The organism is Bartonella sp. AP9QHHD (assembly GCF_042195625.1).
Lineage (GTDB): Bacteria > Pseudomonadota > Alphaproteobacteria > Rhizobiales > Rhizobiaceae > Bartonella.
Map to the genome: position 1 here is coordinate 21754 of NZ_JBHIOP010000025.1, position 13636 is coordinate 35389.

The window sequence follows — 13636 nt, forward strand, 5'->3', positions numbered from 1 at the left end:
CCTAAAACTGTACAATTAAATTATTTTCTTTTGACCTTATTCATCCGCACAAATCAATATAAAGCCCTTTATTTAAAACGAATACCACACCTAAAATTATATTTTAAGGGCGGAATTTGATATAAAAACTTAGGAAAATAGGGTGCTATAAACTGAATAACACCCAAACTTATGAGACTTCCTAAAAGTGCACCTGCTAAAATATCAAAGGGATAATGTACACCCACAAAGATGCGCGCCCAACAGATCAAACACAAAAATACGGTGGCAAATTTAAAAGTAACTTTGTATCGGTAAAAATAAAAGTTAGCTGCATAAGATGCAATGGTCAAGGCATGATTACTAGGAAAAGAAGCTGTTGCACGATGTTGAATAAGCGGTGTCGTCAGCCCTACCACGAATGGGCGAGGATGAAAATAAAAAAGAGAAATGAGATAACCTATGAAAAGAGATGCACAAATACTCATGCAAATGCTTAGCACAACACACCGTTCCCTCTCCCCACCACAAAACCACAACGCACAAAGATGGAGAGGAATAATATAAATTAAAAACTTTGCACAAAAAATACTAAACAAAACTACAATCGACCAAGCTTGATGATTGCCGACAAACATTTCAAAGAGTGTAACATCAATCTGGTTTAAAAAGTCCATTTTTCCCTCCTTTGCCTTTATATTACAGTATTATCTTTTTGTAGAAGAAGGAAATATATCAAGATTTAACAAATCAATTTTTTTGTGTGCATAAACTTGCTATTTTAAAAGATAACCTGTAGATATGAAATATTCGTTGCCGGCACTTTAGCTGGAGGTTGAACGGAGGGCTGTAAAATATCAGTAGGAAATACAATGTTTCCGGCCTCCCGTATCTCCGCTCTGAGATGTCTCGAATTGTAAACGCGTCCTTTCTTCTTTGGATTTCCAAAAAAGACAAGTCGCAGAGGCTTTGCGCTAAAACCGGTGAAATTTAATTGAAGAAAGGCAAAACAATGGCTCTTTATGAACATATGTTCCTTGCCCGACAAGACATTGCACCGCAGCAAGTTGATGAACTTTTGAGTCTCTACAAAGGTGTCATTGAAACGCATGGTGGAAAAGTTGGGCGTATAGAAAATTGGGGACTTCGTCCTCTTGCTTACCGTATTCGTAAAAACCGTAAAGCTTATTATGTCTTAGTCAATATTGATGCACCAGCTTCAGCAATTGCTGAAGTGGAGCGTCAGATGCGCATCAATGAAGATATTTTGCGTTATATGACCATTCGCGTAGAAAAACACGAAAAAGAAAAATCTGCTATGCTCTCACACCTTGATCGCAATAGTCACATTGGACATGATGAAGAGCGTCCTCGTTTTCCACGTCGTCAACGTGAAAATACTATAGAAGGGGTAGAATGATGACTGATACTAATCAAAACTCTGCACGTCGCCCCTTTCATCGTCGTCGTAAAACATGTCCTTTTTCAGGGACCAATGCTCCCAAAATTGATTATAAAGACATCAAGTTGTTACAACGTTATATTTCCGAACGTGGGAAAATTGTTCCTTCACGGATTACTGCTGTTAGTCAGAAAAAACAGCGTGAATTAGCTAATGCTATCAAACGTGCTCGCTTTTTAGGCTTACTTCCGTACGTTATAAAGTAAGCAATCAATACGCTATGCAACTGGAGAGTTTCTCCAGTTGCTTTTCTTATATGGTTAAAAAATAGCTTGTTGTATCCTATGTTAAGCTATTAAATGTCAAAGTTGGGGTATTGACACGCCTCTAACTGCAGAAAGCAGGACAGCAATAAATGAAAAAAAATCGTACTTATGAGATATTAACCGGTATTTTGGCAGGATTATTTGCTGTTGTGATAGGACTGGCAATCATCAGTGTTGCAAATATCGCGCCCTTTTTTTCTCTTCTTCTTGGCTGCTTTCTTTCATTGCCAATTTTTATTGTTGCGTTCGGTCAAGGAACATTAGCCAGTCTCATCGCCCTCATAAGTGCCACTGTTGTTCTTATCATAACCACTAATACCTATATTGCTCTTGGCTTTATGTTCTTATTTTTCCTTCCTGCTGTCTATGCTTCTTGGCTTCTTGGGCTTGCACGACCAGCGCAAAAAGAAAACGAACTGATATGGTATCCATTATCATCGGTTATTTTTCATTTAACTAATTTTATCGCTCTTATAGCAACTTTCATTGGGCTCTATGTTCAAACACGTCCTTCCACACCCATCGTTGCAAAAAAAATCACCGAAAACATAGCACAAACTCTGCAACAAACACAGTCAATAAAAGAAGCCGATATACGCGCTTTTAGTGAGCTTTTAATGACGCATACAGCAACTTTTACTGCTTTTTCTTTGACTATTTATAGTTTGGTTTTTCTCATTGGTAACCTTTACTTTTCCATGATAGCAGCACAACATATGAAATGGCTGAAAAGACCCCGTGATGATTGGAGCGAAACTCTCCGCCTTCCCATTTCTGGAATTGTTATTTTCATTATTGTTTGCATAGCATCGATGGTTGAGCTGAGCGCTTCTCTTAACTTGAGTACCCGTGTCTTTAGTACTGCATACATTGTCATCATATTAATTAGCGGTCTAGCATATCTTCACAATATTACAAAAGGGGTAAACGGTCGGATTATTATACTTTCTCTTGTTTATATTGCTATTTTTACAGTCGTTTTTACTCCACCTATTGTTTTCATGATGCTTTTGATGGGAATTTGGGCTGCTATTCAATACAATTTTCAATCACGCAAAAAACTCCACTAAATTTATTTGTTCGAAAGGAAAAACTATGGATATTATTTTACTTGAGCGCATTCCTCGTCTTGGTCAGATGGGTGATATTGTCTCAGTTAAAGATGGTTATGCGCGTAATTTTCTCTTGCCTCAAGGTAAAGCTTTACGCGCAAATGAAGCTAATAAAAAACATTTTGAGGTACAACGTGCACAACTTGAAGCACGTAATCTTGAACGCAAAAGCGAAGCGCAAAAAATTGCTGAAAAACTTGATGGACAATCATTCATTGTTGTTCGTTCTGCTGGTGAAACAGGACAACTTTATGGTTCTGTGTCAACACGTGATATTGCTGAAATCATAACAGATGAAGGCTTTTCTATTGGAAGAAATCAAATCGAACTTAATCATCCAATAAAAATGATCGGTCTTCACACTATCACTCTTAGCTTACATCCAGAGGTTCAAATTTCTGTGATTATTAATGTTGCGCGTTCTACCAGTGAAGCACAACGCCAAGCAGAAGGTGAAACCCTCACTTCGGCTAAAGAAATATATAATATTCAAGAAGAATTATTAGAAGAAAGTCAGGAAGAATTATTGGCAGAAGAAATTAATGACAACGATATAAACAGTTCTCATCAAGAAGCTTAATTGCTATTTTTGCTTTCTGTTTTATATTTTTTATTCCATTTTAAATATCGCTCATAAAATACTCACACTTTAAAAGTGAGTATTTTATGGCTATCGTACATAAAGAACCTAATTTTTATGAAAGAATTAGAAATATATTATTTAAAGGCATTACATGCCGAGAATGATAATATCACTAAGAGTGAAATGTCTTTTTTTTTCCAGCATATAAAGCAAAAATAATTTAAAGTTCTACCCTTAAGGCTAAAGTTTGTATGAGCGTTAAGTTGATTATATCCTCACATGATCTGAAATAATTTCAGTTATAAAAAAATAATTCTACTTACACAGATATTGGAATTTTAAGGTTAAGTAACTTAAAAATACTTAAATTTAGAGTAGCAAAACTTCCACTTTAAAATCACATATTATAAAATAAAATAGATAGACGTTATATAAATAATACACAAATGATAAATGAGGAACGAAAAGAGAGTTTTTAAAAATTATATAATTTTAACTTAAAATGAAGATTTGTAGCTCTATTCTTTTAATTATACGATTTTCAATTTATCGCCTAAAGTAGCTAGACTTAGAATTTTAGTGGAAAAATATTATGGAAGAAACTAACGTTGTTAATGTCAGCTCTTCAAAGAAAGAGGATTCTCCTTCTTTTCGGCAACTTCCGCATAATATTGAAGCTGAACAGGCATTGCTTGGTGCCATCTTTATCAACAATGATTCTCTTGACCGCGTTTCAGATTTTCTAAAACCAGAACATTTTTTTGAACCATTGCATCAAAAAATTTATCATGTTTTATCTCACCTTATTAAAATAGGAAAACGTGTAGATCCAGTTACAATCAAGCCCTATATCCAAATGGAAGAAAAAATTGGAGATATTACTGTATACCAATATGTTGTTCGCTTAGCCACAGAGGCAGTCACTATTATTAACGCTGAAGATTATGGACGCGTCATTTACGATCTCTTTATCCGACGGTCTTTGATTAACCTTGGAACTCAAGTTGTCAATACAGCCTTTGATGCTCCTGTAGAACTCACACCTACCCAACAAATTGAAACTGTTGAAAATCAGTTATTTGAGCTAGCAGAAAAAGGGAAATATGGAGGTGGATTTGAAAATTTTAATGAGGCTATTAAAAAAGCTATCGATATGGCAAGTGCTGCGAAAAAGCGCTCTTCACAATTATCAGGGATAGCCACCCATATTAAAACACTTGATGAAAAAATGGGAGGATTACAAGCATCTGACTTAATTATCCTTGCGGGCCGCCCTGGTATGGGTAAAACCTCACTGGCTACCAATATTGCCTTTAATATTGCTAATGCTTATAATCGTAATGCCAATATCCAAGAAAATGAAGGCGGCATTGTGGGATTCTTCTCACTTGAGATGTCATCCGAACAGCTTGCAACCCGTATTATTTCTGAACAAACAGAAGTCTCTTCTTCTGATATTCGGCGTGGCAATATTTCAGATGAACAATTTTCAAAAATTATTCGTGCGGTGAACCAACTACAAAAGGCACCACTTTATATTGATCAAACTGGGGGAATATCAATTACGCAATTAGCTGCTCGTGCGCGGCGTCTCAAGCGGCAACATGGTTTAGATATCTTGTTTATTGACTATATCCAACTCATGACAAGCAGTTCAAAGCGTTCATCAGAAAATCGTGTTCAAGAGATCACAGAAATTACCACAGGATTAAAAGCATTAGCAAAAGAATTGAATATTCCTATTATCGCTCTCTCTCAACTTTCTCGTCAAGTAGAAAATAGAACAGATAAACGTCCACAGCTCTCAGATTTACGTGAATCTGGTTCAATTGAGCAAGATGCCGATATCGTTCTGTTTGTCTATCGCGAAGAATACTATCTCAAAAATGAAGAACCAAAACTAGGTAGCTTGGAACATACGAAATGGCAAGAAATAATGGATAAAGCTTTTGGAAAAGCTGACGTTATTATTGCAAAACAGCGCCATGGGCCGACAGGAATCGTGCCCCTTGCCTTTCAATCTGATTTCACACGCTTTAGTGATCTGGCCGATAGCAATTACCTTCCAGAGCAAATTGGTTAAATCGACATGGCGCGTAATCGTATTCAATTTATCTGTCAAAATTGCGGAACCATCCATTCCCGTTGGGCAGGAAAATGTAGCGCTTGTGGGGAATGGAATTCCCTTATCGAAGAAACTATAAATAGCGGCATAGGAAGTGGTCCTAAGCAGAATGCTCGTAAAGGACGCATTGTCACACTCACATCTCTTTCTGGAAATATCGAAGATGCTCCACGTATTCATTCTGGTATTGCTGAACTTGATCGTGTTACCGGTGGGGGCTTTGTCCGTGGATCAGCACTCCTTGTTGGAGGTGATCCGGGTATTGGTAAATCAACATTGCTGACACAAACAGCCGCTGCTTTATCACGTAAAGGATATAATGTCATCTATGTTTCAGGTGAAGAGGCTATTGCGCAAATTTGTCTGCGCGCACAAAGGCTTGAAGCTAACAATACAGAAGTGAAACTTGCTGCTGAAACCAATGTTGAAGATATTCTGGCAACCTTAAGCGAACATAAAAACCTTGATATGGTGATTATCGATTCGATTCAAACCCTATGGTCAGATACAGCAGATTCAGCACCTGGCACTGTCACACAAGTACGTATCGGTGCTCAGGCAATGATCCGCTTTGCCAAGAAAACAGGAGCCGCCGTTGTTCTTGTTGGGCATGTTACAAAAGATGGACAAATTGCTGGTCCTCGAGTCGTTGAACATATGGTTGATGGCGTTCTCTATTTTGAGGGTGAAGGAGGACATCATTATCGCATTCTTAGAACTGTAAAAAATCGCTTCGGACCAACAGATGAAATTGGTGTCTTTGAAATGTCTGATAAAGGATTACGCGAAGTGATAAATCCATCTGAATTATTTTTAGGGGAACGTAATGAAAAAGCACCAGGCGCTGCTGTTTTTGCAGGAATGGAAGGGACACGCCCGATACTCGTAGAAATTCAAGCGCTTGTTGCTCCTTCTTCCCTTGGGACACCAAGACGTGCGGTTGTCGGATGGGATGGAAATCGCCTTTCTATGATTCTTGCCGTTTTAGAAGCTCATTGTGGCATTCGTTTTGGACAGCATGATGTCTATCTGAACGTGGCAGGTGGATATCGCATATCAGAACCTGCTGCTGATTTAGCTGTAGCCGCTGCTTTGGTATCTTCTCTTGCCAATATCGCATTGCCAACGGATTATGTATATTTTGGTGAAGTCAGTCTTTCAGGAGCTACCCGCGCTGTTGCACATTCAGCACAGCGCATCAATGAAGCAAAAAAACTCGGTTTTCAAGGAGCCTTTCACCCCACAACAACAACCGAAATGATGAAGTCGCTCAACTTTCAACAAAAAACTTTCTCCGACCTTCCCGAACTCGTTGCTACTCTTACCGTAAGTAAAAAATGATCTGCACCACAGATATGATAATATAGAAAAAACTCTATAAAATACAAAAGATCCTTGCTATAAGAACAAAAAATGGCATAACAAAAAATATATTTGCACACAGACTTAAAAGAACACAACTTTATGTATAAGGAACAAACAAATGATCATAACAATCCTTGATGGAATTGTCGTAGTAATCATCCTGTTGTCCGCTTTTCTTGCTATGCTTCGAGGATTTTCACGTGAAGTGTTATCGTTGATTTCTTGGGCAGTTGCAGCTGTTACGACACTGTTTTTATTCAAACCTGTCTTACCTTTCTTTGAACAATATCTCTCTAATAAAATGATTGCATTGATCACAACATTGGTCACAATTTTTATTATTGTTCTCATTATTACTTCAATTATTACAATGAAGATCTCTGATTTTATTATTGATAGTCGAATTGGTATCCTTGACCGTGCTATTGGTTTTATTTTTGGAGCACTTCGTGGTTTACTTATCATGGTCATCGGTATGTTACTGCTTAATGCACTGATTAAACCCGAGCTTCAAGCGAATTGGTTAAAAAATGCAAAAACAAGGCCTATTTTAGATTCATTGGGACAAAAAGTCTGGGAAATACTCCCCAAAGATATTGGATCTGTTCTCGAAAAGACGGAAAATTTGTTTAAAGACAGCAATAAACATACGTATGAGCAACACTCTCATGAAAAGATAATTTTCAAAAAATAGAGAATAGTTTTTCATGAGGAAAGAGAACTAAATGATGTAAAATGTGATATTAATGATTCCTCCATATCACAACTGAAAGAATATGATGATAAAAAGCGATGTTTTCTGTCAAGAATTTTCATTAGATGATGATACCCTTCATGAAGAATGTGGAGTTTTTGGTATTCTTGGGCATGAAGATGCCGCAACATTAACAGCTCTTGGACTCCACGCACTTCAGCATCGTGGGCAAGAAGCAGCTGGGATTGTTTCTTACCATAATAAAATATTTCATCAAGAAAAGCATTTAGGTCTTGTTGGCGATCACTATACAAACCCTGCAACACTTGCCCGCTTACCAGGAAATCGTGCTATTGGACATACCCGTTATTCAACAACTGGAGAAGTGGCATTACGCAATGTTCAACCCCTTTTTGCTGAATTGAAAGTTGGAGGTATTGCTATTGCGCATAATGGTAATCTTACCAATGGTCTCACATTACGCCGTGAACTCATCGCTTCTGGTGCTATCTGTCAATCAACGTCAGATTCAGAAGTTTTTCTCCATCTTATCGCCCGCTCACGTTATGAATCGTCCTCTGATCGTTTTGTTGATGCGATTCGGCAAGTAGAAGGTGGGTATGCTATGTTAGCGCTCACACGTACAAAGCTTATTGCGGCACGCGATCCAACAGGAATTAGACCTCTCGTGATGGGGGAACTTGATGGTAAGCCTATCTTTTGTTCTGAAACTTGTGCTCTTGATATTATTGGAGCAAAATATGTCCGTGATGTTAAAAATGGAGAAATCATCATATGTGAAATACAAAAAAATGGGGAAATTACGAAAAAAATTATAAAACCAGAAAATGAGACACCAGAAAAGCTTTGTTTATTTGAATATGTTTATTTTGCCCGCCCGGACTCAATCGTTGGAGGGCGTAGTGTTTATACAACACGTAAAAATATGGGAATCCGTTTAGCACAGGAAGCCCCTTGTGAGGGTGATGTTGTGGTTCCTGTTCCTGATGGAGGAACGCCTGCTGCAATTGGCTATGCACAAGAAATTGGAATTCCCTTCGAGCTTGGTATTATTCGTAATCACTATGTTGGCCGCACTTTTATCGAACCAACACAACAAATTCGCGCTTTTGGCGTCAAGTTAAAACATTCGGCAAACCGTCCTGTGATTGAAGGAAAACGTGTTATTCTGGTTGATGACTCTATTGTGCGTGGAACAACATCCCTTAAAATTGTACGAATGCTTCGCGATGCAGGAGCAAAAGAAGTTCATATGCGCATTTCTAGCCCTATGATTTTTTATCCTGACTTTTATGGTATTGATACACCTAAAGCTGAAAACCTTTTAGCAAATCAATATCCAGATTTAAAATCTATGTGTGATTTTATTGGAGCGGATTCATTAGAATTTCTTTCAACTGATGGATTATATCTTGCTGTAGCAGGGGAAAAACGGAATAACGCCGATCCACAATTTACTGACCATTATTTTACTGGATATTATCCTACGCATCTGGTTGATCAAGAAAATCTCTCCAAAATTCATCAATCATCTGTTCTTAAAACAAGAGATTAATGATGACAAAACGTGACTTTAGTCTCCATGGGCGTGTTGCACTTGTTACTGGCGCATCAAGAGGGATTGGCTATTATTTGGCACTCGAGCTTGCTGCACGCGGTGCTCATATTATTGCTCTTGCACGAACAGTCAGTGGACTTACTGAATTAGATAATCAAATCCGAGAAAAAGGAGCTCATGCAACCCTTGTTCCCCTTGACTTGCATCATATGGAAAACATCGATACCCTTGCTATCTCAATTGCCAAACGCTGGAAAAAACTTGATATTATCGTTGCAAACGCAGGAATTCTTGGAACACTCTCACCAATAGCGCATATAGAAAACACGGTATTTGAAGATGTTTTTCAAATAAATCTTTTCAGCCAATGGCGCTTAATGAAAGCCGTTGAGCCTTTATTACGTGAATCTGATGCTGGACGAGCCATCCTGTTATCCTCAAGCGTTGCGCATGCTGCGCGCCCTTTCTGGGGAGCTTATGCAGCCTCTAAAGCGGCTTTAGAGGTGATTGCCCGCTGTTGGGCAGAAGAACTCAAACAAACCCCTATTAAGATTAATTGTGTCAACCCTGGTGCCACACGCACTGCCATGCGCGCTGAAGCTATGCCCGGTGAAGATCCACAAACTCTTCCTTTACCACAAGAGGTTGCAAAAAAGATAGTCCATTTGTTATCACCTGATTTAAAGGAAACTGGAAAACTCTTTAATGTCCATAAAAATCGGTTTGTAGATTATCATGTACCTGATTGATCATCATATGAGAAGTAAATCGTTTGACTCTCTCTTTTTCCTGTGCTTTTCGACAGAAGAATGAAGCACTTTATAATTCTTGGATAGCTTTAGCATCAGCCTTTTTCTCTTCTAAAGTAGCACGTTTATTATAAGCGATAAAACTACAAGGGAGAAAAATCATATAGCTAACAGCTGTAATCAATAAAGTTTCCCATGTGTAAGTCGCAAGAAAACCGACATAAATAACAATGACCAACATGCAAGGTATAACGATATCGCGCCTTAAATTTTGATCAATTGTTTTTGCATTCCATACCGGTAAACGACTAATCAAAAGAAAAGCAATAATTACAGTATAAAGACTAAAAAATAATGCCCACCCCCAATTGGGGACCAAACCAAGAGTGCCTAAATAGGTAGGCAATAAAAGTAATAATGCTCCTGCTGGTGCTGGAACACCAACAAAATAACTTCTCTGCCACTTAGGTATATTGGGGTTATCTAACATCACATTAAAACGTGCTAATCGCAAACAACAAGCAACACAATAAACAAGGGCAGCAACCCACCCAATATGATTCGCTTGATTCAAGATAAAAGAATAAACAATGAGTGCAGGGGTAACACCAAAATTTATAACATCAGCAAGAGAATCCATCTGTGCCCCAAAAGATGAACTACCATCTATTAAACGGGCAATGCGACCATCAGCACCATCTAAAACTGCGGCCAAAAGCACCATTAAAATAGCAGCTTCATAGCGATGTTCAAAAGCCAAACGAATGCTGCTCATCCCTGCACAAATTGCTAAAATAGTAATGATATTGGGAATGACATACCGCATTGATGTAGGTGAACGCCGCCGATTTGCAACATCATCATGCTGCCCCTCAGGATTGAATGAAGAAAATGGCGAAAAATTTTTCATTGTGAGTCCTAATCGTATCTGAAGTCCGTTGTGGCACTCTTATCATCAAAAGAACCCAAAACTGTTTCTCCAGCAATTGCTGTCTGTCCAACTGCAACACGCAATTTCATTTCAGTTGGTATATAAACATCAAGGCGAGAACCAAAACGAATCAATCCAAATCGCTCACCAGTCATAACGGCATCGTTTTCTTTTGACCAGCAAACAATCCGGCGCGCAACCATTCCCGCTATTTGTACGACACCAATTTTACCATGTTTGCTATCAATTACCACCCCATTACGCTCATTAAACTGACTAGCTTTATCAAAGTCAGCATTGGTAAATCGACCTGGATGATAAACGATAGACTCTACTGTACCACTGATAGGAATACGATTAATATGGCATGAAAAAACATCCATAAAAATGGAAATACGGATCATTTCATCTTTCCCTAATCCTAATTCTTCAGGTGGAACACATGATTCCACAAATGAAATACGCCCATCTGCAGGCGACATAACCCAATTTGAATTCAAAGGGATCACACGATCTGGATCACGGAAAAAGTATACACACCACACCGTGAGAACGAGACCAAACCAAAACAACGGACTCCATATCCAACCAAGAATGAGCGAAATAACAAAAAACGCTACAATAAAAGGATAACCTTCTTTATGAACCGTTACAAAGCTATTATGGAAAGATTGCAGAATACTCATATAATTTCCTATTCATCGTAAACTTAAACAAGCAACAAAGCTTTTTGTTCCTCTTGTGTCTTTTTATGTATTTAATCAATCACTCCATATAAAGATATAGATTACATTTTGCTCTATTTATTTTTTACGATTAACAACACTCGTCTCATCTTCTTCACGCATTTTACGTAATTTTTCTTCTGCTTGCGATGCTTCAAGCTGCTTATTCCACATTGAAGCATAGAGACCTTTCTTGCGTAAAAGCTCTGTATGCGTCCCATTTTCAATAATACGACCACTTTTAAGAACTAAAATTTCATCCGCATTGATAACAGTAGAAAGACGGTGCGCAATAATCAATGTTGTACGTCCACGGCTTACAATATCCAATGCTTGTTGAATTTCCTGTTCCGTCGCCGTATCAAGAGCCGCCGTTGCTTCATCTAGAATAAGAAGTGGAGGAGCTTTTAAAAGTGTCCGTGCAATAGCCACGCGTTGTTTTTCACCACCTGATAATTTGAGACCTCGCTCTCCTACCATAGACTGAAAACCTTCCGGTAAAATTTCAATAAATTTTGATATTTGTGCCATTTCAGCAGCTTTGCGCATCTCTTCATCTGTAGCACTTGGACGCCCATAGCAAATATTATAGGCAATTGTATCATTAAATAACACCGTATCTTGTGGGACCATGCCAATCGCTTCACGCAAACTCTTTTGTGTTACGTCACGAATATCCTGCCCATCAATTGTGATAGAGCCTGCATCAACATCATAAAACCGAAAAAGCAACCGAGAAATAGTAGATTTACCGGCACCCGATGGACCGACAATAGCGACTGTTTTTCCTCCCGGAACTTCAAAATCAATATCTCTGAGAATCTGACGTCTCGAATCGTAGGAAAACTTTACCTGATGAAAACAAATGGTCCCATCGCTTATCTCTAACGGTTTAGCATCCGATTTATCAACGATCTCCTTCTGAACATCTAAAAGATCAAACATTGCTTCAATATCCGTTAAACCTTGTCGAATATCACGATACATTGAACCAATAAAATTTAGTGGAATGGAAAGTTGCATTAAAAGCGCATTAATAAAAACAAAATCTCCTAAAGTTTGTGTCTTATAAAAAACTTCATAAGCTGACATCAGCATCATGATCGTCATTCCAATACCAAAGATAAGAGTCTGACCAAAATTAAGCCAGCTTAACGATGTCCAAATCTTTGTTGCGGCTTTTTCATAACCTACCATAGAAGCATCAAATCGATCGGCTTCTAGAGTTTCATTACCAAAATATTTGACCGTTTCAAAATTCAAAAGAGAATCAACAGCGCGAGTATTCGCCTCAGTATCCGCTGTATTCATTTTTTGTCGAATGCGAATACGCCAATCACTCGCCTTAATGGTAAACAAGATATATAATCCAACCGTTGCAACAACAATGAGAAGATAATGCCACCCATAACTTATGTAAAATACCAGTGCCGTTAATATAAATTCTAAAACTGTCGGTACTGTACTAAGAATTGAAAATCTTACAATCGCTTCAATTCCTTTTGTTCCACGCTCAATCACACGAGAAAGCCCACCTGTTCGGCGTTCCAAATGAAATCGCAAGGATAACTCATGCATATGTACAAAGGTTTTATAAGCTAATTGACGAACAGCGTATTGACCAACAGTGGCAAACAGGGAATCGCGTAATTGATTTAATCCAGCCTGCATAATACGCGCGACATTGTATGCCAAAACGAGCATGATGGGAATAATCCAACTGGATGGGAACCATTCAGGTAGCTGAAAGCTTGAATCAAGCACATTCGTAGAATATTTAAATAAATACGGTACAGATATGAGAACGAGCTTAGCCAAAACAAGATAAAATATTGCCCATAGCACACGCATTTTTAGATCACGCCGCCCTACCGGCCACATATAGGGCCATAAATTGTAAAGTGTGTGCAGAGTCTTCCCTGTATCTGATGATACAGTTTTTGTCATTTCATTGCGTTTCATAAAGTCCTTACTTCTCTATCATCCGCACAAACAGGCAAAATACCCTCTGTGGTTATTTATAGATTCATCTCTTCATTACGGCTTCCAATAAGCTATACCTACCC

The 13636-nt window shown here is 38.3% G+C and carries 13 protein-coding genes; 9 read left to right on the plus strand and 4 right to left on the minus strand.

Going from position 1 to position 13636, the window contains the following annotated elements; all coding sequences use genetic code 11:
- Nucleotides 1–68 precede the first annotated feature (68 nt).
- Complete coding sequence (locus ACFIK4_RS01425; RefSeq protein WP_375612934.1) at nucleotides 69–656, minus strand: undecaprenyl-diphosphatase; 588 nt, start codon at nucleotides 654–656, stop codon at nucleotides 69–71.
- Nucleotides 657–991: 335 nt separating this feature from the next.
- Here ACFIK4_RS01425 and rpsF point away from each other — a divergent pair, with 335 nt between their 5' ends.
- From rpsF to ACFIK4_RS01470, 9 genes are all read left to right on the plus strand, one after another.
- On the plus strand, nucleotides 992–1399 hold the full coding sequence (gene rpsF, locus ACFIK4_RS01430; protein WP_375674690.1) for a 30S ribosomal protein S6: 408 nt from the start codon (nucleotides 992–994) through the stop codon (nucleotides 1397–1399).
- A complete protein-coding gene (rpsR, locus tag ACFIK4_RS01435; RefSeq protein WP_012754957.1) occupies nucleotides 1399–1647 on the plus strand; it encodes a 30S ribosomal protein S18 in 249 nt (82 codons plus the stop codon). Before rpsF ends, rpsR begins: the two co-directional genes overlap by 1 nt.
- 149 nt (nucleotides 1648–1796) lie before the next feature.
- The gene (locus tag ACFIK4_RS01440; protein ID WP_375638094.1) at nucleotides 1797–2777 is read left to right on the plus strand and encodes a hypothetical protein; all 981 of its coding nucleotides are present in this window, start codon (nucleotides 1797–1799) and stop codon (nucleotides 2775–2777) included.
- A gap of 25 nt (nucleotides 2778–2802) precedes the next feature.
- On the plus strand, nucleotides 2803–3399 hold the full coding sequence (gene rplI / locus ACFIK4_RS01445) for a 50S ribosomal protein L9 (protein WP_273791080.1): 597 nt from the start codon (nucleotides 2803–2805) through the stop codon (nucleotides 3397–3399).
- A gap of 595 nt (nucleotides 3400–3994) precedes the next feature.
- Nucleotides 3995–5485, plus strand: a complete 1491-nt coding sequence (locus tag ACFIK4_RS01450) for a replicative DNA helicase (RefSeq protein WP_375610161.1) — start codon at nucleotides 3995–3997, stop codon at nucleotides 5483–5485.
- Nucleotides 5486–5491: 6 nt separating this feature from the next.
- A complete protein-coding gene (radA, locus tag ACFIK4_RS01455; protein ID WP_375612937.1) occupies nucleotides 5492–6868 on the plus strand; it encodes a DNA repair protein RadA in 1377 nt (458 codons plus the stop codon).
- A 142-nt stretch (nucleotides 6869–7010) separates the two neighbouring features.
- Complete coding sequence (locus ACFIK4_RS01460) at nucleotides 7011–7586, plus strand: CvpA family protein (RefSeq protein ID WP_375629260.1); 576 nt, start codon at nucleotides 7011–7013, stop codon at nucleotides 7584–7586.
- Nucleotides 7587–7668: 82 nt separating this feature from the next.
- On the plus strand, nucleotides 7669–9162 hold the full coding sequence (purF, locus tag ACFIK4_RS01465; protein ID WP_375638093.1) for an amidophosphoribosyltransferase: 1494 nt from the start codon (nucleotides 7669–7671) through the stop codon (nucleotides 9160–9162).
- A 2-nt stretch (nucleotides 9163–9164) separates the two neighbouring features.
- Nucleotides 9165–9914: an SDR family NAD(P)-dependent oxidoreductase gene (locus tag ACFIK4_RS01470; protein WP_375613045.1), complete on the plus strand. Its 750-nt coding sequence runs from the start codon at nucleotides 9165–9167 to the stop codon at nucleotides 9912–9914.
- A gap of 70 nt (nucleotides 9915–9984) precedes the next feature.
- Here ACFIK4_RS01470 and pssA read toward each other — a convergent pair whose 3' ends face one another.
- The 3 genes from pssA to ACFIK4_RS01485 form a co-directional block, all read right to left on the minus strand.
- On the minus strand, nucleotides 9985–10824 hold the full coding sequence (gene pssA / locus ACFIK4_RS01475) for a CDP-diacylglycerol--serine O-phosphatidyltransferase (RefSeq protein ID WP_375611225.1): 840 nt from the start codon (nucleotides 10822–10824) through the stop codon (nucleotides 9985–9987).
- Nucleotides 10825–10832: 8 nt separating this feature from the next.
- A complete protein-coding gene (locus tag ACFIK4_RS01480) occupies nucleotides 10833–11531 on the minus strand; it encodes a phosphatidylserine decarboxylase (protein WP_375612939.1) in 699 nt (232 codons plus the stop codon).
- Between the two features lie 117 nt (nucleotides 11532–11648).
- Nucleotides 11649–13532: an ABCB family ABC transporter ATP-binding protein/permease gene (locus ACFIK4_RS01485; RefSeq protein ID WP_375612940.1), complete on the minus strand. Its 1884-nt coding sequence runs from the start codon at nucleotides 13530–13532 to the stop codon at nucleotides 11649–11651.
- Between the last annotated feature and the right edge of the window lie 104 nt (nucleotides 13533–13636).